General features: G+C 66.9%; 25 protein-coding genes. 13 read left to right on the plus strand and 12 right to left on the minus strand.

The window, feature by feature from the left end; translation table 11 throughout:
* Nucleotides 1-39 precede the first annotated feature (39 nt).
* Both AC3WOS_RS18780 and AC3WOS_RS18785 read left to right on the plus strand, forming a co-directional pair.
* Nucleotides 40-534 carry a YfiR family protein gene (locus tag AC3WOS_RS18780; protein WP_492717615.1) on the plus strand — a complete coding sequence of 165 codons (495 nt, stop codon included), beginning with the start codon at nucleotides 40-42 and terminating at the stop codon, nucleotides 532-534.
* Nucleotides 531-2426 carry a putative bifunctional diguanylate cyclase/phosphodiesterase gene (locus tag AC3WOS_RS18785; RefSeq protein WP_492717544.1) on the plus strand — a complete coding sequence of 632 codons (1896 nt, stop codon included), beginning with the start codon at nucleotides 531-533 and terminating at the stop codon, nucleotides 2424-2426. The genes AC3WOS_RS18780 and AC3WOS_RS18785 overlap by 4 nt, the downstream gene beginning before the upstream one ends.
* A 97-nt stretch (nucleotides 2427-2523) precedes the next feature.
* On the opposite strand, the gene AC3WOS_RS18790 is transcribed toward AC3WOS_RS18785, so the two are convergent.
* From AC3WOS_RS18790 to AC3WOS_RS18810, 5 genes are all read right to left on the minus strand, one after another.
* A complete protein-coding gene (locus tag AC3WOS_RS18790) occupies nucleotides 2524-4038 on the minus strand; it encodes an efflux transporter outer membrane subunit (protein ID WP_492717545.1) in 1515 nt (504 codons plus the stop codon).
* On the minus strand, nucleotides 4038-7220 hold the full coding sequence (locus tag AC3WOS_RS18795) for an efflux RND transporter permease subunit (protein WP_492717546.1): 3183 nt from the start codon (nucleotides 7218-7220) through the stop codon (nucleotides 4038-4040). Before AC3WOS_RS18795 ends, AC3WOS_RS18790 begins: the two co-directional genes overlap by 1 nt.
* A 3-nt stretch (nucleotides 7221-7223) precedes the next feature.
* Nucleotides 7224-8480, minus strand: coding sequence for an efflux RND transporter periplasmic adaptor subunit (locus AC3WOS_RS18800; RefSeq protein ID WP_492717547.1), 1257 nt, complete (start codon nucleotides 8478-8480; stop codon nucleotides 7224-7226).
* 144 nt (nucleotides 8481-8624) lie between these two features.
* Entirely contained in the window at nucleotides 8625-9473 is an 849-nt protein-coding gene (locus AC3WOS_RS18805; protein ID WP_492717548.1) for an alpha/beta hydrolase, read from the minus strand.
* Nucleotides 9470-9649, minus strand: coding sequence for a hypothetical protein (locus tag AC3WOS_RS18810; RefSeq protein ID WP_492717549.1), 180 nt, complete (start codon nucleotides 9647-9649; stop codon nucleotides 9470-9472). Before AC3WOS_RS18810 ends, AC3WOS_RS18805 begins: the two co-directional genes overlap by 4 nt.
* Before the next feature lie 167 nt (nucleotides 9650-9816).
* Between AC3WOS_RS18810 and AC3WOS_RS18815 the strand changes: the two genes are divergently transcribed.
* Entirely contained in the window at nucleotides 9817-10767 is a 951-nt protein-coding gene (locus tag AC3WOS_RS18815; RefSeq protein WP_492717550.1) for a LysR family transcriptional regulator, read from the plus strand.
* A complete protein-coding gene (locus AC3WOS_RS18820; protein ID WP_492717551.1) occupies nucleotides 10764-11720 on the plus strand; it encodes a D-2-hydroxyacid dehydrogenase in 957 nt (318 codons plus the stop codon). The genes AC3WOS_RS18815 and AC3WOS_RS18820 overlap by 4 nt, the downstream gene beginning before the upstream one ends.
* A 30-nt stretch (nucleotides 11721-11750) precedes the next feature.
* Here the strand turns inward: AC3WOS_RS18820 and AC3WOS_RS18825 are convergent, their stop codons facing one another.
* The gene (locus AC3WOS_RS18825) at nucleotides 11751-12377 is read right to left on the minus strand and encodes a hypothetical protein (RefSeq protein ID WP_492717552.1); all 627 of its coding nucleotides are present in this window, start codon (nucleotides 12375-12377) and stop codon (nucleotides 11751-11753) included.
* Between the two features lie 342 nt (nucleotides 12378-12719).
* Between AC3WOS_RS18825 and AC3WOS_RS18830 the strand changes: the two genes are divergently transcribed.
* A complete protein-coding gene (locus AC3WOS_RS18830; protein WP_492717553.1) occupies nucleotides 12720-13352 on the plus strand; it encodes a DUF1326 domain-containing protein in 633 nt (210 codons plus the stop codon).
* Between the two features lie 13 nt (nucleotides 13353-13365).
* A complete protein-coding gene (locus tag AC3WOS_RS18835) occupies nucleotides 13366-14160 on the plus strand; it encodes a DUF2182 domain-containing protein (protein WP_492717554.1) in 795 nt (264 codons plus the stop codon).
* On the opposite strand, the gene AC3WOS_RS18840 is transcribed toward AC3WOS_RS18835, so the two are convergent.
* From AC3WOS_RS18840 to AC3WOS_RS18850, 3 genes are all read right to left on the minus strand, one after another.
* Nucleotides 14136-14759, minus strand: coding sequence for a glutathione S-transferase family protein (locus AC3WOS_RS18840; RefSeq protein ID WP_492717555.1), 624 nt, complete (start codon nucleotides 14757-14759; stop codon nucleotides 14136-14138). The genes AC3WOS_RS18835 and AC3WOS_RS18840 overlap by 25 nt on opposite strands.
* 158 nt (nucleotides 14760-14917) lie before the next feature.
* On the minus strand, nucleotides 14918-15541 hold the full coding sequence (locus tag AC3WOS_RS18845; protein WP_492717616.1) for a glutathione S-transferase family protein: 624 nt from the start codon (nucleotides 15539-15541) through the stop codon (nucleotides 14918-14920).
* 2 nt (nucleotides 15542-15543) lie between these two features.
* Nucleotides 15544-16251, minus strand: coding sequence for a glutathione S-transferase family protein (locus AC3WOS_RS18850; protein ID WP_492717556.1), 708 nt, complete (start codon nucleotides 16249-16251; stop codon nucleotides 15544-15546).
* Between the two features lie 191 nt (nucleotides 16252-16442).
* Here AC3WOS_RS18850 and AC3WOS_RS18855 point away from each other — a divergent pair, with 191 nt between their 5' ends.
* Nucleotides 16443-19109, plus strand: coding sequence for a M1 family metallopeptidase (locus AC3WOS_RS18855; RefSeq protein WP_492717557.1), 2667 nt, complete (start codon nucleotides 16443-16445; stop codon nucleotides 19107-19109).
* 528 nt (nucleotides 19110-19637) lie between these two features.
* The gene (locus AC3WOS_RS18860; protein ID WP_492717558.1) at nucleotides 19638-20387 is read left to right on the plus strand and encodes a YceI family protein; all 750 of its coding nucleotides are present in this window, start codon (nucleotides 19638-19640) and stop codon (nucleotides 20385-20387) included.
* Between the two features lie 229 nt (nucleotides 20388-20616).
* Here AC3WOS_RS18860 and AC3WOS_RS18865 read toward each other — a convergent pair whose 3' ends face one another.
* Nucleotides 20617-21246, minus strand: coding sequence for a LysE family translocator (locus AC3WOS_RS18865; RefSeq protein ID WP_492717559.1), 630 nt, complete (start codon nucleotides 21244-21246; stop codon nucleotides 20617-20619).
* A gap of 180 nt (nucleotides 21247-21426) precedes the next feature.
* On the opposite strand from AC3WOS_RS18865, the gene AC3WOS_RS18870 reads away from it, so the two are divergent.
* On the plus strand, nucleotides 21427-21975 hold the full coding sequence (locus tag AC3WOS_RS18870) for a DUF1444 domain-containing protein (protein WP_492717560.1): 549 nt from the start codon (nucleotides 21427-21429) through the stop codon (nucleotides 21973-21975).
* 3 nt (nucleotides 21976-21978) lie between these two features.
* On the opposite strand, the gene AC3WOS_RS18875 is transcribed toward AC3WOS_RS18870, so the two are convergent.
* Together AC3WOS_RS18875 and AC3WOS_RS18880 are read right to left on the minus strand one after the other, a co-directional pair.
* Nucleotides 21979-22275, minus strand: coding sequence for a hypothetical protein (locus AC3WOS_RS18875; protein WP_492717561.1), 297 nt, complete (start codon nucleotides 22273-22275; stop codon nucleotides 21979-21981).
* A gap of 27 nt (nucleotides 22276-22302) precedes the next feature.
* Nucleotides 22303-22581 carry a hypothetical protein gene (locus tag AC3WOS_RS18880; protein WP_492717562.1) on the minus strand — a complete coding sequence of 93 codons (279 nt, stop codon included), beginning with the start codon at nucleotides 22579-22581 and terminating at the stop codon, nucleotides 22303-22305.
* A gap of 113 nt (nucleotides 22582-22694) precedes the next feature.
* On the opposite strand from AC3WOS_RS18880, the gene AC3WOS_RS18885 reads away from it, so the two are divergent.
* From AC3WOS_RS18885 to AC3WOS_RS18900, 4 genes are all read left to right on the plus strand, one after another.
* Nucleotides 22695-23273 carry a response regulator gene (locus AC3WOS_RS18885; RefSeq protein ID WP_492717563.1) on the plus strand — a complete coding sequence of 193 codons (579 nt, stop codon included), beginning with the start codon at nucleotides 22695-22697 and terminating at the stop codon, nucleotides 23271-23273.
* A 71-nt stretch (nucleotides 23274-23344) separates the two neighbouring features.
* Nucleotides 23345-24004: a class I SAM-dependent methyltransferase gene (locus AC3WOS_RS18890; RefSeq protein ID WP_492717564.1), complete on the plus strand. Its 660-nt coding sequence runs from the start codon at nucleotides 23345-23347 to the stop codon at nucleotides 24002-24004.
* A gap of 134 nt (nucleotides 24005-24138) precedes the next feature.
* On the plus strand, nucleotides 24139-24759 hold the full coding sequence (locus AC3WOS_RS18895; RefSeq protein ID WP_492717565.1) for a phosphohydrolase: 621 nt from the start codon (nucleotides 24139-24141) through the stop codon (nucleotides 24757-24759).
* Between the two features lie 123 nt (nucleotides 24760-24882).
* Nucleotides 24883-25044, plus strand: a complete 162-nt coding sequence (locus AC3WOS_RS18900; RefSeq protein ID WP_492717566.1) for a hypothetical protein — start codon at nucleotides 24883-24885, stop codon at nucleotides 25042-25044.
* Nucleotides 25045-25177: the final 133 nt, after the last annotated feature.

Genomic DNA, 25177 nt, shown 5'->3' on the forward strand with positions numbered 1-25177 from the left:
GCCCCGCTCCCCACCACCACCCGGCTGCTGCGCGCCCTGGTGCTGGCGGCCTGCTGCGGCTGCAGCCTGGCGACGGCCCAGGTGGCCGAATACGACCTCAAGGCGGCGTTCGTGTTCAACTTCGCCGTCTTCACGGAATGGCCGGCCGAAGCGCTGCCCGGCGGCGCGCCGCTGCAGCTGTGCGCCTATCCGGGCAATTCGCTGCACGGCGCGCTGGCCGCGCTGGGCGACAAGCAGATCAACGGCCACCGCGTGCAGCTGCGCCAGCCCGGCAGCGGCGCCGCAGCCCGCGCCTGCAATGTGCTGTTCCTGGACGGCCAGGACCGCGAACGCTGGCACGCGCTGCGCCCCGAACTGGCCGGCGCCAGCGTGCTGACGGTAGCCGACGACCGCGTGATCGGCGCCGCCGGCGCGATCCTGGCGTTGGCCATGGACCATGCCCGCATCGTGTTCGACGCCGACCTGGCGGCCGCCCGCCAGGCGCACCTGACTATCAGCTCCAAGCTGCTGCGCCTGGCCAGGAGCGTGCAATGATCGCCCGCGCCAAGATCTCGACCCGCGCGCTGGGCCGGCGCGTGGCCCACCTCAACATGCTGGCCGCCGGCGCCGCCCTGGCGCTGGCCGGCGTGCTGCTGATCGTGGTCCAGTTCATCGCCCTGCGCGGCGCCCTGCGCGACGACTTGCAGGTGCAGGCCCGCATCGTCGGCAGCAACAGCAGCGCGCCCCTGCTGTTCCAGGACCGGCGCGCCGCCACCGAAACGCTGGCCGGGCTGGCGCTGTCGCCCAGCGTCCAGGGCGCGGGCATCTACGACCCTGCCGGCGTGCTGCTGGCCGGCTACCAGCGCCGGCCGGCCGACGCCATGCCGGCCAGCGACCAGCCACTGCCGCCGCCGCGCTACGAATTCGGCGCGCGCCATGTGGAAGTGCTCGAGCCGGTGGAGGCGAATGGCGCGCGCATCGGCACGGTGCTGATCCGTGCTTCGATGGCGCCGCTGTACCAGCGCCTGGCCAGCTTCACCGGCTTTACCCTGGTGGTGGCGGCCGGCTCCTACGCGCTGGCCTGGCTGCTGGTGGCGCGCATGCGGCGCGCCGTGCAGCGCGCCGAGGACCACCTGCACTACCTGGCCCACGTCGATCCCGTCACCGCCCTGCCCAACCGCAACGCCTTCAACGACAAGCTGGCCACGGCGCTGGCACACGCCGACCGCCAGGAGACCAGCGTGGTGCTGCTGCTGCTCGACCTGGACAACTTCAAGGTCGTCAACGACACGCTGGGCCACAACAGCGGCGACGTGCTGCTGCAGATGGTGGCGCAGCGCCTGACACAGACCTTGCGCACCACCGACGTGATCTGCCGCATCGGCGGCGACGAATTCGTCGTCATCGTCGAGCCGCACGAGGACGAGACGGAGCCGGACGCCGTGGCGCGCAAGATCCTGCGGGCGCTGGCCGCCCCGTTCCAGCTCGACCATCACCTGCTGTACGTAAGCGCCAGCATCGGCGTCAACGTCTATCCGCAGCACGCGCGCGACGAGCAGGCCCTCATGCGCGGCGCCGACACGGCCATGTACTACGCCAAGAACCAGGGCAAGAACGACTACGAGACGTTCAAGCCGGAGATGGAGCAGCGCGCCCGCAAACGGCTGCAGCTGGAAGCGAACCTGCGCCGCGCGCTGGAAAACAATGAACTGAGCCTGCACTATCAACCGCAGATCGACGTGGCCAGCGGCCGCATGACGGGGCTGGAAGTGCTCACGCGCTGGACCTGCCCGGAGCTGGGACCGGTCAGCCCGGTCGAATTCATCCCGGTGGCCGAGGAAAGCGGCGTGATCGTGCCGCTGGGACGTTGGGTGCTGCAGACGGCCTGCCGCCAGGCCGCCGCCTGGCACGCGGCCGGCCTGCTCGACGAGATCAGCCACGTGGCCGTCAACCTGTCGGCCTGCCAGACCCGCGACAGCGACTTGATGGCCGACGTGCACGCCATCCTGGCCGAGACCGGCCTGCCGCCGGCGCTGCTGGAACTGGAGATCACGGAAGGGGTGCTGATGGAAAACGTGCACGCCAACCTGGCGCTGATGCAGCAGATCCAGACGGCCGGCATCCACCTTTCGATCGACGACTTCGGCACCGGCTACTCGTCGATGGCCTACCTCAAGCGTTTCCCCATCGACCAGCTCAAGATCGACCGCAGCTTCGTCAACGACGTGCCCGGTGACGGCGCGGCCATCGCCACCGCCATCATCGCCATGGCGCACAGCCTGAATCTGAAAGTGGTGGCCGAAGGGGTGGAAACGGAGCAGCAAGTGCGCTTCCTGCGCGAAGCCGGTTGCGACGTCATGCAGGGCTACTACTTTGCCAAGCCCATGCCGCCGGCCGCCCTGGAACAGCTGCTGGCCGAACGGCGCCAGTTCCTGGCCGCCGCCTGACCCCGCCCTGCTTACAAAAAAAGGCAGGGCATCGCTGCCCTGCCCTCCTTGTCATTCAACCTACATCGGCGCCCGCGGTGCGGGGCCGATGGCGGCCTCAGTTCGATGCCTGCATGGCCGCCTGCGGCAGCTGCGCCACGGCCGGCCCGGCGCCGTCCCAGCCGCCGCCCAGCGAGCGGATCAACGCCACCGTCGTCACGGCCCGGTTGCCGCGCAACTGCACGGCGTTGCGCTCGACCGTGGCCAGGTTGCGCTGCGCGTCGAGCAGGTCCAGGTAGCTGGAACGGCCCGCCGCATACAGCTTCTGCGCCAGGTCGGCCGAACGGCGCGCCGAGACGACGGCGTCGTCGATCTGCGCCGTCTGCCCGGACAGGATGCGCAATCCGGCCAGGTTGTCTTCCACCTCGGCGAACGCGGTCAAGACGCTCTGGCGGTAGCTGCCCACCGATTCCTGCAGGGCCGCTTCGCTGCGCGTGATGTTGGCGCTGTTGCGGCCACCGTCGAGCAGCGGCATGGACATCAGCGCGCCCAGCATCCAGGACCGGCTGCTCCACTTGAACACGTCGGCAAAGGTGCCGGCCGCGCCGCCGCCGTTGGCGCTGATGGTCAGCGCCGGGAACATGGCGGAACGGGCCACGCCGATGCGGGCGTTGGCCGCCTCCATGTTGCGCTGGGCAGCGGCGATGTCGGGCCGGCGCTCGAGCAGCGTGGATGGCAGGCCGGCCGGGATCACGGGCAGCAGCGACGAGTCGAGCAGCGGGCTGGCGCTGGCCGTGAAGCCGGCCGCCGGCTTGCCCAGCAGGACGGCCAGCGCATGCTCGGTCGTCACGCGCTGGCGTTGCAGGCCGATGGCCTCGGCGCGTGCCGTCGACAGTTCCGTCTTGGCGCGCGACAGGTCGAATTCGCCGATGTCGCCCAGGTCGAAGCGGCGCTGGTTGACCTTCACGCTCTCCTCGCGCAGGCTGACGGTGCGCTCGAGCGTATCGAGTTCGGCGTCGGTGGCGCGCAGACGGAAATAAGTCTGCGCCACGTCGGCCTGCACCGCCAGCAGCACCGAGCGGTAGGTCGCTTCCACCGCGGCGGCGTCGTTGCGGGCGGCGCTGACGTTGGACGACACGCGCCCGAACAGGTCCACCTCGTAGCTGGCCGTCAGGTTGGCCGAGTAGGCCGTGCCCGGCGCCACCGGCGTGCCGGCCGGCAGGCCCAGCGACAGGGCCGAAGCCCGGTTGCGCTGGGCGCCCACGTTGACGCCCACCTGCGGGATGCGGTCCGCTTCGGCGATGCCGGCGATGGCGCGCGCCTCCTTGACGCGGGCCGCCGCCACTTCCAGGTTGGCGTTGGCCCTGGTCGCCTCGGCGATCAGCTCATTGAGGGCCGTGTCGTGGAAAGCCAGCCACCATTCGCCGCGCGGCTGGCGCTCGGCCGGCTGGCCCAGCTTCCAGGTGCTGCCGTCGGCGGCCGTGCGTACTTCGGCGGCCGACGGCGTCTGGGTTTCCTTGAACGCGGCCGGCACGTCCATTTTCGGCTGCTTGAATTCCGGCGCGGCGCAGGCGGTCAGCAGCAGCGCCGCCACCAGCGGGGCCACGCCCTTGGCTATCAGGTTCGGTTTCATCAGTGGGTTCCTTCCAGTTTCGCCGCGACGACGTCGGCCGTCGCGGATTTTTTCTCCAGGCGCTGGGCCAGCTTGCGCAGCAGGACGTAGAACACGGGCGTCAGGAACAGGCCGAAGAAGGTCACGCCCAGCATGCCGGCGAACACCGCCACGCCCATCGCATGGCGCATCTCGGAGCCGGCGCCGTGCGAGAACACCAGCGGCACCACGCCCATGATGAAGGCGATCGACGTCATCAGGATGGGACGCAGACGCAGACGGCACGATTCCAGCGCGGCCTGCACCACGGTGCGGCCATGCAGTTCCAGTTCGCGGGCAAATTCCACGATCAGGATCGCGTTCTTGGACGCCAGGCCCACCAGCACGAACAGCGCGATCTGGGTGAACACGTTGTTGTCGCCGTGGGTCAGCTTGACGCCCAGCAGCGCGCACAGGATGGACATCGGCACGATCAGGATCACGGCCAGCGGCAGGGTCCAGCTTTCGTACTGGGCGGCCAGCACCAGGAACACCAGCAGCACGCACAGCGGGAACACATAGATCATCGTGTTACCGGACAGGATGTCCTGGTACACCAGTTCCGTCCATTCGTAGCTGATCCCCTTGGGCAGCACTTCGTTGACGATCCTGGTCATCTCGGCCTGCGCCTCGCCGGACGACACGCCAGGCGCTGGGCCGCCGTTGATTTCGGCCGACACGTAGCCGTTGTAGCGCTGCACCCGGTCCGGACCATAGCTGTCCTTGACCCGCATCAGCGACGACAGCGGGATCATCTCGCCCTTGTCGCTGCGTACCTTGAGCTGGGCGATGTCTTCCGCGTGCGAGCGGAACTTGGCGTCCGCCTGCACCCGCACCTGGTAGGTACGGCCGAACTGGTTGAAGTCGTTCACATACAGCGAGCCGAGGTTGATCTGCAAGGTCTGGTAGATGGTCTGCAGCGGCACGCCCAGCTGCTTGGCCTTGACCCGGTCCACGTCCGCGAACAGCTGCGGCACGTTGATCTGGTAGCTCGAGAACACGCCGGCCAGCTTGGGATTCTGCCAGGCCTTCATCTGCACCGCCTGCACCGCCTTGTTCAGCTCATCGTAGCCAAGGTTGTCGCGGTCTTCCAGCATCAGCTTGAAGCCGCCCGTGGTACCGAGGCCGTTGACGGGCGGCGGCGGCAGCACCATCACGAACGCGCCTTCGATGGCGCCCATGCGCTTGTTGATCTCGGCGGCGATGGCCTGGGCCGATTCGCTCGGCTTGGTGCGCTCCTCGAACGGCTTGAGCGGGGTGAACACGATGCCGGCGTTGGGCGCGTTGGTAAAGCCGTTGATCGACAGGCCGGGGAAGGCGACCGACGCTTCCACGCCCGGCACGTCCTTGGCGATGTCCGACATCTTGCGGATCACGGCGTCGGTGCGGTCCAGCGAGGCGGCGTCGGGCAGCTGGGCGAAGCCGATCAGGTACTGCTTGTCCTGGGCCGGCACGAAGCCCGGCGGCACCAGCTTGAACATGAAGCCGGCGGCCGCGGCCAGCACGGCGTACACCACCAGCGAACCGCCCTTGCGCTTGAGGATGCTCGTCACGCCGGTCTCGTAGCTGTCCGAGGTGCGGTGGAAGAAGCGGTTGAACCAGGCGAAGAAGCGGCCGAACACGGCGTCCATCAAACGCGTCAGCTTGTCCTTGGGCGCGTCGTGCGGCTTCAGCAGCGAGGCGGCCAGGGCCGGCGCCAGCGTCAGCGAGCTGAAAGCGGAGATCACGGTCGAGATGGCGATGGTCAGCGCGAACTGCTTGTAGAACTGGCCCGACAGGCCCGACACGAAGGCGATCGGCACGAACACGGCGCACAGCACCAGCGCGATGGCGATGATGGGGCCACTGACTTCCTTCATGGCCTGGATGGTGGCGTCGTGCGGCGACAGGCCGTTGGCGATGTTGCGCTCCACGTTTTCCACCACCACGATGGCGTCATCGACCACGATACCGATGGCCAGCACCAGGCCGAACAGCGACAGCGTGTTGATCGAGAAGCCGAAGCCCAGCATCACGGCGAAGGTGCCGATGATGGACACCGGCACGGCCAGCAGCGGAATCACCGAAGCGCGCCAGGTTTGCAGGAACACGATCACCACCAGCGCCACCAGGATCACCGCTTCGACCAGGGTGTGGATGACGGCACGGATCGATTCGCGCACGAATTGGGTCGGGTCATATACAACGCTGTACGTGACGCCTTCCGGGAAATCTTTCGACAAACGGGCCATGGTCTCGCGCACGTCGTGCGACAGCTGCAGCGCGTTCGCGTTCGGTGCCTCGAAGATGGGGATGGCCACCGCCGAATTGTTGTTCAGCAGCGAGCGCAGGGCGTAGGAATTGGAGCCCATCTCCATCCGCGCCACGTCCTTCAGGTGCGTGACGGCGCCGACGGCGTTGGTCTTGATGATGATGTTGCCGAATTCCTCTTCGCTCTGCAGCCGGCCCTGGGTGTTGACGGTCAGCTGGAAGTCCGCATTTTTAGTGGGACCGGCGCCGATCACGCCGGCGGCCACCTGCACGTTCTGCTCGCGGATGGCGGCCACCACGTCGCCCGCCGTCAGGCCGCGCGCGGCCACCTTCTGCGGGTCGAGCCAGATGCGCATGGCGTAGTCGCCCGAACCGAACAGCGACACCTCGCCCATGCCAGGCAGGCGGGCCAGCTGGTCCTTGATGTTGAGCACCGCGTAGTTGCGCAGGTACAGGTCGTCGTAACGGCCGTTGGGCGACTGCAGGTGCACCACCATGGTCAGGTTGGGCGAGGACTTGACGGTCGTCACGCCGATCTGGCGCACTTCCTCGGGCAGGCGCGGCAAGGCGCGCTGCACGCGGTTCTGCACGGCCGTCTCGGCCTGCTCCACGTTGGTGCCGATCTTGAACGTGACGGTCAGCGCCAGCGCGCCGTCGGAGGTGTTCTGGGACGACATGTAGAGCATGTTCTCGACGCCGTTGATCTGCTCTTCGAGCGGCGCGGCCACCGTTTCAGCGATGATCTTGGGATTGGCGCCCGGGTACTGGGCCCGCACCACCACCGACGGCGGCACCACGTCCGGGTATTCCGAGATCGGCAGCTTGAAGATGGCGATCAGGCCCGCAACGAAGATGATGATCGACAGCACACCGGCGAAGATGGGCTTGTCGACAAAAAAACGCGATATGTTCATGGTTTATTCCTTCTTGGTGGCAGCGTCGCCGGTGCTGACGGCCGCTACCTTGTCTGCTTTTTTCGCTTCCGGCTTGGCCACGTTGGCGGCCAGCGGATCGAAGTCCATCGCCACCACCTGCGGCGTGACGGGCGCGCCCGGATGCACGCGCTGCAGGCCGTTGACGATGATCTTCTCGCCCGGTTTCAAGCCCTCGCGCACCACGCGCAGGCCGTCGAAGGCCTGGCCCAGCTTGATGGGGCGGTATTCGGCCTTGCTGTCGGCGCCCACCACGAACACGAACTTGCGGTTCTGGTCCGTGCCCACGGCCCGCTCGTTGATCAGGATGGCGTGCGACTGGCCGCCGTTGCCGCCGGCGCCGCCGTCCAGCTGGACGCGGGCGAACAGGCCGGGCACCAGGGTGCGGTCGGCGTTGGCGAAGGTGGCGCGCATGCGCACGCTGCCCGTCTGCGGGTCGAGCTGGTTGTCGACGAATTCCAGCTTGCCTTCGTGCGGGTAGCCGTTCTCGTTGGCCAGGCCCACTTTCACCGTCACCGGCTGGCCCTTGTGCGACATGGCGCCCACCCGCAGGTAGGTGTCCTCGTCGCCGTCGAAGCTGGCGTAGATGCGGTCGGTGGAGACGACGGAGGTCAGCACGGCCGACGCATCGACCAGGTTGCCCAGCGTGATCTCGGCCTTGCTGACGCGGCCGTTGATGGGGGCGCGCACCTGGGTGTAGCTCAGGTTCAGCTTGGCCGCCTCGAACTGGGCCACGGCGGCGCGGGCGTTGGCGTCCAGCTCTTTCAGGCCGGACGCTTTCTCGTCATATTCGCGCTGGGCGATGGCCTTGTCGGCCAGCAGCTTCTCGGCGCGCACCAGTTCCAGCTTGGCCAGGTCGGCCTTGGCGCGGGCCGAACCGGCGGCCGCCTCGGCCCGGTCACGCTCGGCCTGGTAAGGACGGGGATCGATCACGAACAGCACGTCGCCCTGCTTGACTTCGCTGCCCGGCTTGAAATTGACAGCCGTGATGAAGCCGCTCACGCGCGAGCGGATCTCGACCCGCTCCACCGCTTCCAGCCGGCCCGAAAACTCCTGGGTCTCGGTGACGGCTTTTTCCACCACGACGGCGGCGGAAATGGGCGGGCCGCCGGCAGCCGGCGCCTCGGCCGGCTTGCCGGTTGCTTCATCGCACCCTGCCAGACCGATCGCGGCCAGCCCCGCCAGTGCCATAGCGGCGACCAGGGGCCGGGCTACAGCGGTCAAGTGTTTCATGTTTTTCATGTTAATTCCTTTTTCTATGAAAATCTTTAATAGATATGGCGGAACCGGGCGACTCGGGCAAAATTCGAGGCAACACGGTACTACCGCTGCGGCGGCGGGCCACGCGCAGCGTCGTTCGGGTCTTGCTAAGGTGGCGGGGATCCCTTATGCGGCTGGCGGCGTCTCGGTCCGGTCCAGGCCAGCGATGAAGCTGGCGATTTCTCCCAGCGCGTGGACTTTGCACGCGCATTCATTACGCGCCCCCGATTCGTGCAGGGGCGCCGGCGGCAGCCGGCTGACGGTGGTCTTGATGCCGCAGGCGATCAGCTTGGCGCCATAGAGTTCCGCTTCGTCACGCAGCGGGTCATCCTCGGCCGACAGGATCAGTGCCGGCGGCAAATTCTTCAAACGGCTCGACTGCAGCGGCGACGCATACGGGTGCGTGCGGTCGGCCGCGTTGGGCAGATAGCCGCGGTAGCCGGCCGCGCAGGCGTCGGCTACGTCCACCATGTCGGCCCCCGCGCTGTTGCAGCGCATGGAGCCGGTGCTCAGGCCCGGGTCCAGCATGGGCATGATCAGCAGCTGGCCGGCCAGCGGCGGGCCGCCGCGGTCGCGCGACATGAGCGCGCTGACGGCGGCCAGGTTGGCGCCCGCCTCGATGCCGGCCACGATCATCTGCTTGCCGGTCCAGCCCAGCTTGGCCTTGTTCTTGCGGGCCCAGTTCAGGATGGCGTGCGCATCTTCCACCGCGGCCGGGAACGGGCGCACGGGCGCCAGCGTGTAGCTGGCCGCCAGCACCAGCTGCTCCGGATTGTCGTTGACCAGGTGACGCAGGAACAGGTCGCTGTCCTCCAGCCCGCCCGTCACGAAACCGCCGCCGTGGAAGAACACGATCAGCGCGTCGCGCCTGGTGCCGGCCGGGCCGTAGCTGTACAGGCGGGCCGGCAGCATGCCGTCCACGCCGCGCACGTCCAGGTTGCGGCTCTTGAGCTGGTCCGACAGCACCGCGTTCATTGATGCACCGTCAGCGCGACGTCGTCGGCGCAGGCGATAACGTCGCCGTTGGCCTGCCATTGTTCGGTCAGGGCATGGTAGCCGCTTGCCTCGGCCTGGGCCGCCAGCGCGTAGGTATCGGTGTAGACGACGGCCGCCAGCGCAGCCGCGCCCAGCGTCAATGCGATCGTTGCCATGATTTCAGTCCGATATGCCATGATGATTCCCTCCCAAACTGCCGGCGCCTGCCCGAAGGGGGCCGCGTTCCATGCTGCAGTACGGCAATCATAAACTTCCACTACAATTAGATAAATGAGGCAATGTCGAATTGATTGTTCACGAATCCGAACAATGAGTGGGGAAGATGAATAAACTGCAAGCGATGGAAGTATTTGTACAGGTGGTCGACGCGGGCGGCTTTACGCGCGCGGCCGACAACATGCAACTGCCCAAGGCGACCGTATCGACCCTGATCCAGTCGCTCGAGGCGGCCCTGTCGGTCAAGCTGCTGCACCGTACCACGCGCCACGTGAGCGTGACGGCCGACGGCGCCGCCTATTATGAACGCTGCCTGCGCATCCTGTCGGACGTGCGGGAAGCGGAGGAATCGCTGTCGCGCACGCGCCTGAGCCCCAGCGGCCGGCTGCGGGTGGACGCGCCCACGGGACTGGCCAGCGAAGTGCTGGTGCCGGCCCTGCCCGACTTTTTCGCCCGCTATCCCGACATCGTACTGGAACTGGGCTGCAGCGACCGCCCCGTGGACCTGATCGAGGAAGGGGTGGACTGCTGCGTGCGCGGCGGCGCCCTGGGCGACTCCAACCTGATCGCGCGGCGGGTGGGCTTTCTGCACTTTCTCACCTGCGCCGCGCCATCCTACCTGGAGCGCTACGGCCGGCCCCAGCACCCCAACGAGTTGCCGCGCCACCGCTGCGTGAACTATTTTTCGTCCCGCACCGGCAAGATCTTCGAATGGGACTTCAGCCGCGGCGACGAGAAGGTGCAAACCATGCTGCCCGGCTCGATCGCCGTCAACGACGCCAACGCCTACCTGAGCGCGGGGCTGGCCGGGCTGGGCATCATCCAGGCCGTGCGCTTCGTGCTGGAGCCGCTGATCGCCGACGGCAGGCTGGAACTGCTGCTGCCCGACTGGACGTCCGAACCCGTGCCCATCCACGTGGTCTACCCGCAGAACCGCCACCTGTCGGCCAAGGTGCGCGTGTTCGTGGAATGGGTGGCCGAACTGTTTGCCCAACATCCCGGCATGCGCCTGCCCAAACCGGCGCGCGCCGCCACCGCACTGGAGAATGCCCGATGAACCCGTCGCACCGCATCGTCTTCCTCGACCGTGACAGCCTGCTCGCCAGCGTGCGCCTGCCGGCCTTTCCCCACCACTGGAGCCAGTACCCGGCCACGGCCCATGCCGACGTGGTGGAACGGCTGCGCGACGCCACCATCGCCATCACCAACAAGGTGCCGTTGCGGGCGGCCGACCTGGCCCGGCTGCCGCAACTGAAGATGATCGCCGTGGCCGCCACCGGCACCGACATCCTGGACCTGGCCGCCTGCCGCGAGCGCGGCATCGTCGTGGCCAACATCCGCAACTACGCCGTCCACAGCGTGCCCGAACACACCTTCGCCCTGATGCTGGCCCTGCGCCGCAACCTGCTGGCCTACCGGGCCGACGTGGAAGCGGGCCGCTGGCAGCAGGCGGGCCGCTTCTGCCTGCTCGACCATCCCATCGCCGACCTGGCCGGCAGCCGCCTGGGGCTGGTCGGTTACGGCGCGCTGGGCAAGTCGGTGGCGGCGCTGGCGCGCGCCTTCGGCATGGAAGTGTGCGTGCATACGCGCTCGCCCGTGGACGATACGGCCGTGCGCCAGGTGTCGTGGGACGAGCTGCTGGAAACGTCGGACGTGATCAGCCTGCACCTGCCGCTGACGGCCCAGACCCGCCACCTGATCGGCGCGCCGGAACTGGCCCGCATGAAGCGCAGCGCCCTGCTGATCAACACGGCGCGCGGCGGCCTGGTGGACGAGCAGGCGCTGGCCGACGCCCTGCTCAATCACACCATCGCCGGCGCCGGCTTCGACGTGCTGACCCAGGAACCGCCGCCGGACGAGCACGTACTGCTCAAGCTGCGCCTGCCCAACTTCATCCTCACCCCGCACACGGCCTGGGCCAGCGGCCAGGCCATGCAGACGCTGGCCGACCAGTTGATCGACAATATCGAAGCGTGGGTGGCGGACGCGCCGCGCAACGTGGTGGCGTGAGCGGCGCGGCCGATTCAGCGTGACAGTCCGCTAGAAGCTGAGCGGCGTGCCCTTGTAATAGAGCGATGCGGGCACGATGCTGCAGTTGAAGGTGATCGGTGTGACCACCTCGTATGCCCAGCCCCGCGTGACCAGGTTGGCGACGTCCACCAGCGTCAAGGTGCGGTGGTTGGCGGCGCCCGCGGCCAGCCCTTCCGGCGTGAAGACGACCAGCACCACGGACCATGCGACGTTGAAGTCGCCCGTATGGGGCACCCCGATCAGGTGGTCATGGCCGATCAGCAGCGCGCATTGGTTGGCCGGATAGCCATACTGGACGCAGGCCGCCCCGCCGTTGGGATAGCCGGGCGCCGGGAACGGCAGCACATTGACGTGATCGCAATTGTGCGGCTGGCAGTTCAGGGTAGCCGGATTGATCGTCGAATTGCTGGGATAGGCGGGCAAATAGAGCGGGGCCGCGGCCCGTGGATTGGCCATGGCCGGGAACGGCGCCTTACTGGGCGTCAACAAATAGACGGTACTGCCGTCCGCAAGGTTTACCGCCGGTTCGACGGTGGCTTGACCGAAAGCGGTTTGCCCGGACTGGGCGTGTGCGTTCATGCCCCAGCCGGCCAGGCCAGCCGCGAGCAGCAACATCAAAGCAGTCTGCTTGCACATCTTCTTCTCCCGATGAAAACGGGCGCACACGGGGGCGCCCTTGCCCTCCTCCAGCGCCGCGGCGCGCCGCAAACAGCGCGCCCCGCCCTGGACTGATGCCAGTGCCTGCACGGATGGGCACCTGTTGGCCGCGCCCACGGCTTCACGGCGGAAGCCACCCGATGTCGCTTTCAATATAGTTCACGTAACTCTTCCGTGCGTTGTTTCACACTTCAATTGTGCGCATGGCTGTGCCGTATTGGCGCGTTTTGCGGCTCAGCACGCCGGGCTTGTCTTTGCTGAGATGCGACCTACAGTGAAGCATGTGGCATTACCGCGCGCGCAACTTTCAGGGAGGCGATCATGGCAACCGCAGACTGGCGTCTGGAAGGAGATTGGGTAAAGAACTGCACCTGTGCCTATGGGTGCCCATGCGACTTTAATGCAAGACCGACGGAGGGATATTGCAAGGGCCTGGTCGCCATGCATATCACGTCCGGCTATTTCGAGGCAACGCGGCTCGACGGGCTGACCTTCTGCGTCACCGTCCACTTCCCCGGCGCCCTACACGAGGGCAATGGACAGGCCCAGCCCATCATCGACGAGCGCGCCACGGCGGCGCAGCGCGACGCCCTGTTCGCCATCCTGTCGGGCCAGAACTCGCAGGAAGGCACGCTGTTCAACATCTTCAGCCTGATCGTGACCAAGATGCACGACCCCGTCTTCGCCCCCATCAGCTTTGAATTCGACCAGGGCGAACGCAAGGCCCGCATCGTCATTCCCGGCGTGCTGAGCACCGAAGTGGAACCGATCAAGAATCCCGTGACGGGCGCACCGCTGCGCGCCGCCATCGTCCTGCCCGACGGGTTCGAGCACCGCGAGGGACAGATTGCATCGTCGGACATCGACAGCACGGGCGCCATTGCCTTCGCCACGAAAGGCAAGCACAGCACCCTGGCCCATGTGATCCAGAGCCCGGCCGGCGTGCTGGGATAACGCAGCGCGGGCCATGACAGCGGCAACCCTGGCGCGCATCCTGCACCACGAACGGGCGCTGCCGGTCGTGGCGGTGGCGCTCGTGGCCGCGCTGGCGTGGGCCTACCTGCTCACCGGCGCCGGCACCATGCAGGACATGGACGGCATGCTCATGCCCATGAGCGCCGGACCATGGACCGCCGCGCACGCGCTCATCATGCTGTGCATGTGGGTGGTCATGATGGTGGCCATGATGCTGCCCAGCGCCCTGCCCATGATACTGCTGCACGCGACCATCGCCCGCCGCAACACGGCCGCGGGCGGACCGGGACCCGCCGTCGCGCTGTTCGCGCTGGGCTACCTTGCCGTGTGGAGCCTGTTCAGCATTGCCGCCGTCGCGCTGCAATATCTGCTGGAACGGGCGGCCCTGCTGTCGCCCATGATGGAAAGCACCAGCATCGTGCTGGCCGGGGGCACGCTCGTCGCGGCCGGCATCTACCAGTGGACGCCCGTCAAATCGGCCTGCCTGGCCCATTGCCAGTCGCCGCTCGATTTCGTGCTGGCCCATTGGCGCAGCGGCAGGCTGGGCGCGCTGCGGATGGGCATCCGGCACGGCGCCTACTGCGTGGGTTGCTGCTGGGCGTTGATGTTGCTGCTGTTCGTGGGCGGCGTGATGAACCTGGCCTGGATCGTCGGGCTGGCCGGCTACGTGCTGGTGGAAAAGCTGACACCTGCAGGCCACTGGATCAGCCGCGCCACAGGTGTCATCTTCGTCGCCTGGGGCGTGGCGACCCTGCTGGCGCCTTACCTGGCGCTGAATTTGGCGTAGTACGCCTGGATGGCCGGGGTGTTGGCGATGCGCTCCAGGTGGGCGTTCAGCGCCGGCGCGACGCTTTGCACCAGGTCCGTCGGCACATGGTCCAGGCGGCCGGAGTTGAGGTTGCGCACGTCGACGAACACCTTCAGGTCGGCGACGGTGAGGCGGTTGTCGGCGAAGTACTGGCCGCCGTGCGCCAGCAGCTGCGCTTCCAGCCAGCGCAGGTAGACGGGCATGGAACCGTTGACCAGGGCCAGGCGCGCCGCTTTCTGCTCGTCGCCCGTCATGCGGAAGCTGGGGCCGAGTTTGACGTTGGCGTCTTCCACCACATAGGTCACCTCATCGCACAGCAAGGCCTGGTAAGGGTCGGTCGGATAGAGGCCGGCCAGCTTGCCCGCGTAGCGCAGGATGGCATCGCTCTGCGTGACCAGGGTGCCGTCCACGTGCAGCGTGGGCACCTGGCCGAACGGCGTCGCCTTGCGCAATTCGGCGAACTCGGGAAAGGCGAAGCGGTGGTCTTCAAATGGAATGCCGCCGATATGCAGCGCCAGGCGGGCAGGCTCGCCGCGGCCGCCGTGGAAATCGAAATAAGTCAGTTTGAGCTGGGGCATCATGTTTTCCTGAGGTAGGTGGCGCGGGGTGGCCGCGCCAGGGTTGGCGAAAGATCAGAAATTCAAAATCGCCAACAATGATAATCCAAAGCGGGCTGGCGTGAAGGCGGGCACCGGAAAGCGACGGGTTCTCAACGTATAAATCGAACTTCGCGCAATCAGCTCATCGCCGCACTCGGCCGCTCGGCAATCCGGTCACGCCACGCCTGCAAATGCGCCATGCCTTCCGCACCGGGCCGGAACTTCATCAGCCCGCGCGCGAACTCCAGCGCGCAGAAGGCCGTGATGTCGGCGATGGTGAAACGGGCGCCGGCCACGTAGGGCTGGCTGGCCAGGGTCTGGTCCAGCCAGCGCGCCACTGCCCGCATCTTCTCGCCCTGCGCCGCGCCAAACTCGGGGAACTGCGGCTGCTCCAGCGACGCCAGGCCCGGATGGGTATGGCGGATGCAGTTGGCGATGCCGGCAAACAGGCGCAGTTCCACGCGGCGGTCGGCCATCTCGATGAAGGCGCGCTCCTCGTAGCCTTCGCCCATCAGGTTCGGCTCCGGCGCATAACCTTCCAGCCAGGTGCAGATGGCGCGCGTTTCGCACAGCATGCGGCCATCGTCCAGTTCCAGCGCCGGCACCTGCGCGAAAGGATTCCTGGCCAGGTAGGCGGCGCTTTTATGCTCGCCGGCGCCCAGGTCCACCATCACATGTTCGATGCCCTCGATGCCCTTTTCGGCGATGAACATGGCGACGCGGCGCGGATTCGGCGCGCGGAATGCGGTGTACAGCTTCATCATCAAACTCCTTGTTCGCGGGATTGTCCGGTTTCCAGCATCTTGCGCGCTTCGGCTGCAAACTGCTGGGCTTTCTCGTCGCTGGCCGTGCGGTCCAGCTGCGACGGCGGCAGCTGGATGCCGCGCTTGACGGCCGGGCGCTCGCCCACCGTGGCCAGCCAGCGCGTCAGGTGCGGCAGGTCGTCCGTCGGTACGCCGGACCAGTTGTGGGTGCGCACCCAGGCCCAGTTGGCGATATCGGCGATCGAATAATCGCCGGCCAGGTATTCGTGCTGCTTCAGGTGGCCGTCGAGCACGCGGAACAAGCGCCTGCTCTCGCCCTGGTAGCGGTCGATGGCCGGCTGTAGCTTCTCGGCGAAATAGCGGTAGAACACATTGGCCTGGCCCATCATGGGACCGATGCCGCCCATCTGGAACATCAACCACTGCATCACCAGCGAGCGGCCCTTGGGGTCGGACGGCATCAGCCGGCCCGTCTTCTCGGCCAGGTAGATCAGGATGGCGCCCGATTCGAACACGGCGAAATTGTCGGCCGCGCGGTCGACGATGGCGGGAATGCGGCCGTTCGGATTGATGGCCAGGAACCACGGTTCCTTCTGTTCGTTCTTCGACAGCTCCAGCGCATGCAGCGTGTAGGGCAGTTCCAGTTCTTCCAGCGCGATGGAAATCTTGTGGCCGTTCGGCGTGGCCGCGGTGTACAGGTCGATCATGTCTGCATCTTTCCTTTTGGGTCGGTGACGGCCGGCGGGAGGCGGGCCATGCAGCCCAGATCATAGCGCCATTTACCGGCCGGCGCTCCCCGGGCCGGCGAGTGTGGTCGCATTGACAAGAATGTCCTTTGCCCGTAGATTGCCGCTACACTCCAATCGTTTTCCCGACTCCACAAGATAAAGGGTTCAGCATGCAACGCAGCTTGATTTCACTGGCCGTCCTCGCGCTGGTCGCCAGCCACCAGTTTCCAGCCACGGCGGCCGTCGCCGCACCGGCCAAGGCCAGCGCCACGGCCGCCCAGGTCACCACCCAGCTGCCGCGCAATGCCCGCCCTAGCCATTACGCGCTGTCCATCGCGCCCGACGCCGAACACGGCACCTTCAGCGCCAGCGTCACCATCGCGCTCGAGATCGGCCAGCCCAGCACCAGCCTGACCCTCAACGCCGTGGACCTGGACTTCGCCAGCGCGGCCATCAGCGCCGGTCCCGGCCAGGCGCCGCTGGCGGCCAGCGCCATCACCACCGATGCCGACGAGCAGACCGTCACGCTGCGCTTTGCGCGCGAACTGGCGCCCGGCAGCTACCAGCTGCAGCTGGCCTATCGCGGCAAGATCGGCACCCAACCGGCCGGCCTGTTCCAGCTCGACTATCAGAACGGCGGCGTCGCCAAGCGCGCGCTCTACACCCAGTTCGAAAATTCGGACGCGCGCCGCGTGCTGCCCTGCTGGGACGAACCGAACTACAAGGCCACCTTCGCGCTGGAGCTGACGGCGCCGGCCGGCCAGAACGCCATCTCCAACATGCCGCTGGCCTCATCCAGCCCCCTGCCCGACGGCCGCCAGCTGCTGCGCTTTGCCACCACGCCGCGCATGTCGAGCTACCTGCTGTTCTTCAGCATGGGCGAGTTCGACCGCGCCACCGTGCAGGAAGGCGCCACCGAACTGGGCGTCGTCACCCAGAAGGGCAAGCTCGATCAGGCCCGCTTCTCGCTCGACGCCAGCCGCGCCGTGCTGCGCGAATTTAACGACTACTTCGGCCTGCCCTACCCGCTGCCCAAGCTGGACAACATCGCAGCACCGGGCCGCAGCCCCTTCTTCGGCGCGATGGAGAACTGGGGCGCCATCTTCTACTTCGAGAACGCGATGCTGCTCGATCCGTCCATCATGACCCAGACCGACAAGGAAGAAGTGTTCCTGACGGTGACGCACGAAATCGCGCACCAGTGGTTCGGCGACCTGGTCACCATGCAGTGGTGGGACGACCTGTGGCTCAACGAGGGCTTCGCCAGCTGGATGGAAAGCCGCACCACGGCCCGCCTGCATCCGGAATGGCATACCGAACTCAATGCCGTGAGCACGCGCGATCACGCCATGGGACAGGATGCGCTGGCCACCACCCACCCGGTGGTGACCCATATCGCGACGGTGGAACAGGCCAACCAGGCCTTCGACAGCATCACCTACCAGAAGGGCGAATCGGTCATCCGCATGCTGGAAAACTACGTGGGCGAGGATGCATGGCGTGCCGGCGTGCGCAGCTACATGCGCCGCCACGCCCACGGCAACACCGTGTCCGACGACCTGTGGCGCGAGATCGAGCACGCGGCCCACAAGCCGGTGCGCGCCATCGCCCACGACTTCACGCTGCAACCGGGCGTGCCGCTGATCCGGGTACAGGATGCCGTGTGCCGCAACGGCAGCACCAGCGTCACCCTGTCCCAGGGCGAATTCAGCAAGGACCGGCTGGACAAGGCACCGCTCACGTGGCAGGTGCCCGTCATTGCCCAGACCGTGGGCCACGCCAGCGCCCGCGCCATCGTCAGCGGCAAGCACGCCAGCATGACGGTGCCCGGCTGCGGCGCCGTGCTGGTCAACGCCGGCCAGGCCGGCTACTACCGCACGTTGTACGCGCCCAAGGTGTTCGACGCGCTGGCCGGGCAGTTCGCCAGCCTGGCGCCGATCGACCAGCTCGGCACCTTGACCAACAGCTGGTCGCTGGGCATGGCCGGCCTGCAGCCGGCCTCCGACTTCCTCGACCTGGCCAGCCGCGCGCCGCTGGACGCGGTGCCCCAGGTGTGGAGCCAGATCGCCCAGGTCTATGCCGACATCGACCAGCACTATGAAAACCAGCCGCAGCGCCGCGCCACCTTCGGCCGCTACGCGCGCGCGCGCCTGGCGCCCGTGCTGGCGCGCACAGGCTGGAACGCGGCCGCGAACGAGGGCGGCCCCGTGGCCAACCTGCGCGCCGAACTGATCTCGGCCCTGAGCGTGCTCGGCGACGCCGGCACCATCGCCGAAGCGCGCCGCCGCTTCGACGCCGCCGCCACCGATCCGTCGGCCATGCCGGCCGCCCTCAAGCTCACCATCATGAGCGTGGTGGCCCGGCATGCGGACGCCGCCACCTGGGAACGCCTGCACCAGATGGCCAGGGAGGAAACCACCGCCCTGGTGCGCACCGAGCTGTACCTGCTGCTGGGCGCGGCCGAAGACGCGGCGCTCGCTCAGCGGGCCCTGGAGCTGGCCCTCAGCGGCGAGCCGGGCGCCACCGACAGCGCCGCCATGATCTCGCGCGTGGCCGTGCACCATCCGGAGCTGGCATTCAATTACGCCGTGGCGCACCGCGAACAGGTGGAGGGCAAGATCGACGTGGCCTCGCGGTCCCGTTACTTCCCCCACCTGGCCAGCCGTTCGGCCGATCCGGCCATGATGGACAAGCTGACGGCCTATGCCAGGGAGCACTTGCCGGCCGGCGCCCAGGGCGACACCAGCGCCGCCGTGGCCGGCATTGCCTACCGCATCAAGGTGCGCCAGCAGCGCCTGCCGCAGATCGATGCCTGGCTGGCGCGCGCGGCGCCCTGAACGGCAAAAAAAGAGGCCGGCAGCATCGTTCGATGGGCCGGCCTGAAACGCTGATTAAAGCGTAGGGATTATCGGTTCCGGCGGCCATGGTGCCGCCTGGAGAATTCTGTGCCGGAGGATGAGTCCGGCAACTCTGCGCCGGGTTGATACCGTGCGCTACAGGTGTTACTTTGCCAGCTATCGGCAACGCTAGGCTTAGGACTTCATTAAGGTAACTGAATAATCGTTCACCCGGCCACGCGCGGGCGAACATGGGGAGCTGGGCGGGCCGGGATGCCCGCCGCGCAGGAATTCTGGTGCCGGTGCTCCAGGCCACCGGCTAACCTGCTGAGTCGTGCTCTGTGAAATCCCGTGCCGGCTCGGACACGGTGACCAGCTCAAGCACGCTGGGACCAGCGGGACGAATCATATAGGGCCATTGTGACGGCCAAATGACGGGCGGATATCCATTTCATGACATTATCAACAATATTACACCGCTTGCCGTTGCCGGCGCCATGGCGGCCGTCCGCCGCACCGCCCCGTAGCGTGCAATCGCCCCCTCCGTCCGCCTGGCGCGCCGGGCTGGCGCCGCTCCGTCCGTCGCGCCGGCGCGCCAGGCTGGCGGCCCCGCTCCTCGCCTGCCTGCTGGCCGCCTGCGCCCCAGCCGGATTGCAGCGGGAAACCGTGCCTGCCGGCGCCCCGCCGGCCGCCGCAGCAACGGCCGACTGGCGCGCCCCCTATCTGCAATGGCAGGCGGCCGGCCAGGCCGTGCTGCGCATCGACGGCCAGCGCTCCCTGATCGCCGTGCTGGTGCGGCGGGCCGGGCCCCTGGCCCGTTTCGGCCATGACCACCTGGTCGCGGTCCGCCAGCTCGACGGCTACGTGGCGCCGGCCCAGAACCGCGCCGATTTCCAGTTCCGGCTGGACCAGATGACGGTGGACGAGGCGGCGCTGCGCACGGAAGCGGGCCTGGCGCCGCAGCCGGCGGCCGACGCCATCGCCGGCACGCGCCACAACATGCTGACGCGCGTGCTGGACGCCGAACATTACCCGCTGGTGCAAGTGCACACTGAACGGAGCGACGGCGACCATCTGCAAGTGACGGTCACCCTGCATGGCATCACCCGCACCGTGCCGGTGCAAGCGCAACGCGAAGCGGACGGCGACGGCCTGCGGGTGCGCGGCACCGCCAAGCTCAAGCAGACGGATTTTGGCCTGGTGCCGTTCTCCGTCATGGCCGGCGCCATGGCCGTGCAAGACGAGCTCGAGCTGCGCTTCGACCTGCGCGCCCGCTAACTACCCGGCGAGGTCAGTGCGAGGAACCCCGATTGTAAAAAAATGGGGACGTACCCCTTTTTTTTTTGATTAAAAAAAAGCCCGCTCCCTTGCGGGGCGGGCGAAGATTTTCAAATCGGGAGAGACTTGAAAGAGCAAGGCCATTGTGGCAGTGCAGCATGACGGCTTGATGACATCGCTTATTACCATGACATTTTTTCTCTTTCGATAACGTCCCCGCCTCCACCCTTCAGCGGGCCACGATCAGGCGCAGGCCCAGGCCGACGAAAATGGCGCCCGCCACCCGGTCCAGCCACAGCCCGGCACGGGGATGGCGGTTGATCCAGGTGCCGACGGCGCCGGAAAAATAGCCCAGCAAACCAAACAGCAGGCAAGCCTGGGCCGTGAAGATCAGCCCCAGCTGGGCCGTCTGCCAGCTGGCGCCGCCCCGCTCGGCAATGACGAACTGCGGCAGGAAGGACAGGAAGAACAACACCACCTTGGGATTGATGCTGTTGGCGAACAAGCCCTTGGCAAACAGCTTGCCCAGCGATTCATCGGGCAGCGCGCTGCCGTCCACCCGGGCGCCGCCCCGGCTGCGCAAGGCACCTATGCCCAGCCAGACCAGGTACAGGCCGCCGGCCAGCTTGAGGCCGCCAAACGCCAGCGGCGAGGCCTTGATCAGGGCGCTCACGCCCAGCGCGGCCAGCACCGTGTGACTCAGACAGCCGAGCGCGCAACCCAGGCCGAATGCCATGCCCTGGCGCCGCCCGCGCGACATGCCCACGCCCAGCACCATCAGGTTGTCCGGCCCCGGCGAGACGGTAATCAGCAGCGCGGCGGCAAGGAAGGCGAAAAATTGTTCTGGGGCTATCAACATGACACCATCTCCGGCGAAAACGAAAAGCGCCATGATACCTGCAGGCCGTCAATTCTCCCCAAAAAAGCGCCCGCCCCGTAGCGCAATCGCTGGTCGAAACGACAATACGTCGATTAGAATGGGCGACGGCATGCTTGCCAAACCACAAACACGACGCCGCCGCCCCGCGGCAGGACAGCCATGAGCGATACGCCTTTCATCATCCCCATGCTCAAGCAGCTGGCCAGCAAGGACGCGGCGGCCACGCTGGCCGACCTGGCGCCGGCCGACTCCCCCGTGCTGCGTCCGCTGGCGGCCGACGTGGTGGTGATGTATGCCGTGGACCGTCCCAACCGCCTCGAGTACATCACCAACAAGACGTTCGACACCTTGGGCATGGACCTGGATGCGCTGCACCGGCTGGCCGTGCAGAACCTGCCGCGCTGCCTGGACCGCATCCAGCTGCACGATTGCGGCGACGGCGTCATCGGCATCTCGGCCGGCGGCACCTTCGAAGCCACCTTGCTGCTGCTGGACGACCTGTGGCCGCGCCTGGCGCCCCACCTGCCCGGCCAGCCGCTGGCGGCCATCCCGTCGCGCGACCTGATCTTTACCATCGGCTCCGAACAGCCGCGCGCCTTCGAGCTGATCGCCGAGCGCGCCCGTACGCCGCTGGCGGACCGCCGCTACGAATTGTCCAAATCCGTCTTCATCCGCCACGGCGGCGGCTGGAGCGCACACAACAACTGACGTTCAGGCGTCGCGCACGGCCGCGTCGTTGATGCGCAGCCGGGGCGAACCGTCGGCGATGTCGAGCAGCAAGCGGCGCACCCCTTCCACCGTCTCGGCCGCCAGCACGTCGCTGTGGCCGCGCACGATGGCGCCGTACGGCGCCGCCTGACCCGGTACGTCCGTGGCCGGCACGTAGGGGGCGAAATACGGCCCCAGCCGGACAATGTCGACCTGCACCGGCGCCGGCCCTTCCAGCAGCTGGTAAAACTGGTATTCGTCCATCATCGGCATGGTATCGTTGGCAATAATGCTCATCATCGTACTCCCGAAGTAGATCTGGCTGGCTCAGGCTGGGTTCGCGCCGCACCAGAAGTGGAAATGGCCGGCCCGCAAATCGGCCTCGAATGCTTCCAGCCAGCGGCCCAGTGCGTCCAGCGGATAGCGCCGGCAAGCGTGCGCGTGCAACACCCGTACCGTGCGGCGCCCGCCGCCGCTGCCGGGATGGCCCAGGACATCGACCATCACGAGGAAGCGTTCCGGGCGCAAGCCCTGTCGCCGGCACAGGCTGGCGAACCGTATCCGCTCGCACGGCGCCAGGCCGGATGCTGACAGCAAAGTTTCCATGGCTGCTCCTGTTGTGACCATGCCACTTTATTAACGGGGAAAACCGCATTGCCTGTTGTCAATTTAGTCCAACCTGACTATCCTGTCAAACATGACTTAACTACCGAGGTGCCATGGAACCGGACGAACAAGACGTATTGACCACAGGGGAAGCGGCGGCAATTTGCGGCGTCAACTTCCGCACCGTGCTGCGCTGGATAGATCGCGGACTGTTGCAGGCATACAAATTACCGGGTCGGGGCGACCGCCGCGTCACCCGCGCCGCGCTGCACCGTTTCATGGCCGAGCACGGCATTCCCGACCGCAGCGCGCCGCCGGCCCTGCCGCGCCGGGTATTGATCGCCGACGATGAACCGGCCATGGCGCGCGCCATCGAACGGGTGCTGCGCGGCGCCGGTTTCGAGACGGCCATCGCCGCCAACGGCTTCGAGGCGGGCGCCCTGCTGCCCACCTTCCGTCCCGGCGTCATGACGCTGGACCTGCGCATGCCGGGCATGGACGGGCTGGCCGTGTTGCGCTTCCTGCAAAGGGCAGAGTTGCCGGCCCCGTGCCGTATCCTGGTCATCTCGGCCGACACGGAAGAGCGGCTGCAGCAGGCGCTGGCCCTGGGCGCCCATGGCGTGCTGCGCAAACCGTTCGACAACGAAGCGCTGGTGGCGGCCGTGGAGCAGATGTATTTACCGCAAAGTTAAACAAACAGAAAGACTGCTACACTATCCTCATGTCAGGCCCTGGGGGCCTGAAACTGCCTGGGAGAACAAGCATGTCCAACCGTACCCTGGAACTTGACGATACGCTCTACCAATACCTGCTCGACCACTCGATCCGCGAACATCCGGCGCAAACCCGGCTGCGGGCCGCGACGGCCGCCCATCCGCTGGCCAACATGCAGATCTCGCCCGAGCAAGGCCAGTTCATGGCCCTGCTGGTCAAGCTGATGGGAGCGCGGCGCGCCATCGAGATCGGCGTCTTCACCGGCTACAGCGCCTTGTCCGTGGCGCTGGCCCTGCCCGCGCACGGCCGCCTGCTGGCCTGCGACGTGAACGATGAATACACGCGCATCGGCCAGCCCTACTGGGAGCAGGCCGGGGTGGCCGGCAAAATCGAACTGTGCCTGGGACCGGCGCTCGGCACGCTGGACGCCCGGCTGGCGGCCGGCGAGGCGGGCCAGTACGATTTCGCCTTCATCGACGCCGACAAGGTCAACTACGACGGCTATTACGAACGGTGCATGCAACTGGTGCGCGCCGGCGGCCTGATCGCCATCGACAACACGCTGTGGAGCGGCCAGGTGGCCGCGCCGGCCGCCACGCCCGAGACGGCGGCCCTGCAGGCGCTCAACATCAAGCTCCATGCCGACGAGCGCATCGACCTGTCGCTGCTGCCCCTGAGCGACGGCCTGACGCTGGCCCGCAAGCGCTGACGCAGCCGGCAACTACCAAAAAGCAACAAGCTGCCGCAAGCGGGCCCGCAACGGGGCGTCCGGCCCACACCGGGCCCGGCGCCGGTGTACGATGGTGGCGTGACGCGACACGCGATTTGGGAAAGGAAGCACAAATGGCCGGCGACCATCGCGCCTGGGTGCGTATGCCGTCGGGCAAGCGCCTCGATCTGCTGGACCCCACGCCACTGGACTGGGACGATACGGACCTGGCGCTGGGCCTGGCCCGCACCTACCGCTGGGGCGGCCATTCGCGCTGGGACCTGCCCCTGTCCGTGGCCCAGCACTCGATCACGGTGATGCTGTTGCGGCGGGCCATGGCGCCCGAGCCCCTGCCGCCGGAAGCGGAGCTGCGCGAGCTGATCCACGATGGCGACGAGGGCTTGATCGGTTTCGACTGCCTGAGCCCGCTCAAACCCTTCCTGGGCGAGCGTTTCCAGCAGCTGAGCGAGCGCCTGCAGGATGCCGTGTTCCAGCGTTACGGCTTGCAACGGTGGAATGCGCAGGAATTCGTGCTGCACAAACGGGCCGACCGGGTGGCGGCCGCCAGCGAGGCCGTGCATGTGGTGGGCTGGTCCGGCGAGGAAGTGCGGCGCACGCTCAAGATCGGCGAACGGCCGCTGGCGGACGATCCGCTGCAGGCGCGTTACGGCGGCGTGGCGTGGGAGCCATGGCCACCCCTGCTGGCGCAACAGCGGTTTCTGGCGGAATTGCAGCGGCTGGTCGCCGCCTTGTAGCCCGGCCGCTGATGCCGCCGTGTCAGGTCCGCCACAGATGCACCTGTTTTCTCAGCTATGTTGTCTAAGCAGGCGTTTACTAAGCACTTTTCGCAGATATCCACACCAACTGTGGATAACGTTGTGGGTAACCGCCACTTGACAGGCTGGAAGGCCAGTACTGGTGCGGGTTTCAACAAAATGCCCAATCTGCAGGCAGAAAAATTTATCAATAAAATCAATGACTTACATATTGTTAAATTATGCCGGACGGTCAGTTTTCAAGTGGCTGGAAAATATTTTTGATGCAGATTGGCAATTTTGCGCAGCGCCGCCGGGAATCCTTTGACAAAACGCTGGGGCAGGAATAGTGTCACTCTAAACTACCGCATTTCACAGGCGCTTGCAGTACACTACGCGCCCTTCCTAGACTTGCCGT

This window comes from Rugamonas sp. FW305-51 (genome assembly GCF_058786935.1).

Excerpts from the sequence above, each read along its gene's own strand:
- AC3WOS_RS18785 (WP_492717544.1), top strand. The coding sequence starts at position 531 with ATGATCGCCCGCGCCAAGATCTCGACCCGCGCGCTGGGCCGGCGCGTG.
- AC3WOS_RS18790 (WP_492717545.1), bottom strand. The coding sequence starts at position 4,038 with ATGAAACCGAACCTGATAGCCAAGGGCGTGGCCCCGCTGGTGGCGGCG.
- AC3WOS_RS18795 (WP_492717546.1), bottom strand. The coding sequence starts at position 7,220 with ATGAACATATCGCGTTTTTTTGTCGACAAGCCCATCTTCGCCGGTGTG.
- AC3WOS_RS18800 (WP_492717547.1), bottom strand. The coding sequence starts at position 8,480 with ATGAAAAACATGAAACACTTGACCGCTGTAGCCCGGCCCCTGGTCGCC.
- AC3WOS_RS18805 (WP_492717548.1), bottom strand. The coding sequence starts at position 9,473 with ATGAACGCGGTGCTGTCGGACCAGCTCAAGAGCCGCAACCTGGACGTG.
- AC3WOS_RS18810 (WP_492717549.1), bottom strand. The coding sequence starts at position 9,649 with ATGGCAACGATCGCATTGACGCTGGGCGCGGCTGCGCTGGCGGCCGTC.
- AC3WOS_RS18815 (WP_492717550.1), top strand. The coding sequence starts at position 9,817 with ATGAATAAACTGCAAGCGATGGAAGTATTTGTACAGGTGGTCGACGCG.
- AC3WOS_RS18820 (WP_492717551.1), top strand. The coding sequence starts at position 10,764 with ATGAACCCGTCGCACCGCATCGTCTTCCTCGACCGTGACAGCCTGCTC.
- AC3WOS_RS18825 (WP_492717552.1), bottom strand. The coding sequence starts at position 12,377 with ATGTGCAAGCAGACTGCTTTGATGTTGCTGCTCGCGGCTGGCCTGGCC.
- AC3WOS_RS18830 (WP_492717553.1), top strand. The coding sequence starts at position 12,720 with ATGGCAACCGCAGACTGGCGTCTGGAAGGAGATTGGGTAAAGAACTGC.
- AC3WOS_RS18835 (WP_492717554.1), top strand. The coding sequence starts at position 13,366 with ATGACAGCGGCAACCCTGGCGCGCATCCTGCACCACGAACGGGCGCTG.
- AC3WOS_RS18840 (WP_492717555.1), bottom strand. The coding sequence starts at position 14,759 with ATGCCCCAGCTCAAACTGACTTATTTCGATTTCCACGGCGGCCGCGGC.
- AC3WOS_RS18845 (WP_492717616.1), bottom strand. The coding sequence starts at position 15,541 with ATGAAGCTGTACACCGCATTCCGCGCGCCGAATCCGCGCCGCGTCGCC.
- AC3WOS_RS18850 (WP_492717556.1), bottom strand. The coding sequence starts at position 16,251 with ATGATCGACCTGTACACCGCGGCCACGCCGAACGGCCACAAGATTTCC.
- AC3WOS_RS18855 (WP_492717557.1), top strand. The coding sequence starts at position 16,443 with ATGCAACGCAGCTTGATTTCACTGGCCGTCCTCGCGCTGGTCGCCAGC.
- AC3WOS_RS18865 (WP_492717559.1), bottom strand. The coding sequence starts at position 21,246 with ATGTTGATAGCCCCAGAACAATTTTTCGCCTTCCTTGCCGCCGCGCTG.
- AC3WOS_RS18870 (WP_492717560.1), top strand. The coding sequence starts at position 21,427 with ATGAGCGATACGCCTTTCATCATCCCCATGCTCAAGCAGCTGGCCAGC.
- AC3WOS_RS18875 (WP_492717561.1), bottom strand. The coding sequence starts at position 22,275 with ATGATGAGCATTATTGCCAACGATACCATGCCGATGATGGACGAATAC.
- AC3WOS_RS18880 (WP_492717562.1), bottom strand. The coding sequence starts at position 22,581 with ATGGAAACTTTGCTGTCAGCATCCGGCCTGGCGCCGTGCGAGCGGATA.
- AC3WOS_RS18885 (WP_492717563.1), top strand. The coding sequence starts at position 22,695 with ATGGAACCGGACGAACAAGACGTATTGACCACAGGGGAAGCGGCGGCA.
- AC3WOS_RS18890 (WP_492717564.1), top strand. The coding sequence starts at position 23,345 with ATGTCCAACCGTACCCTGGAACTTGACGATACGCTCTACCAATACCTG.
- AC3WOS_RS18895 (WP_492717565.1), top strand. The coding sequence starts at position 24,139 with ATGGCCGGCGACCATCGCGCCTGGGTGCGTATGCCGTCGGGCAAGCGC.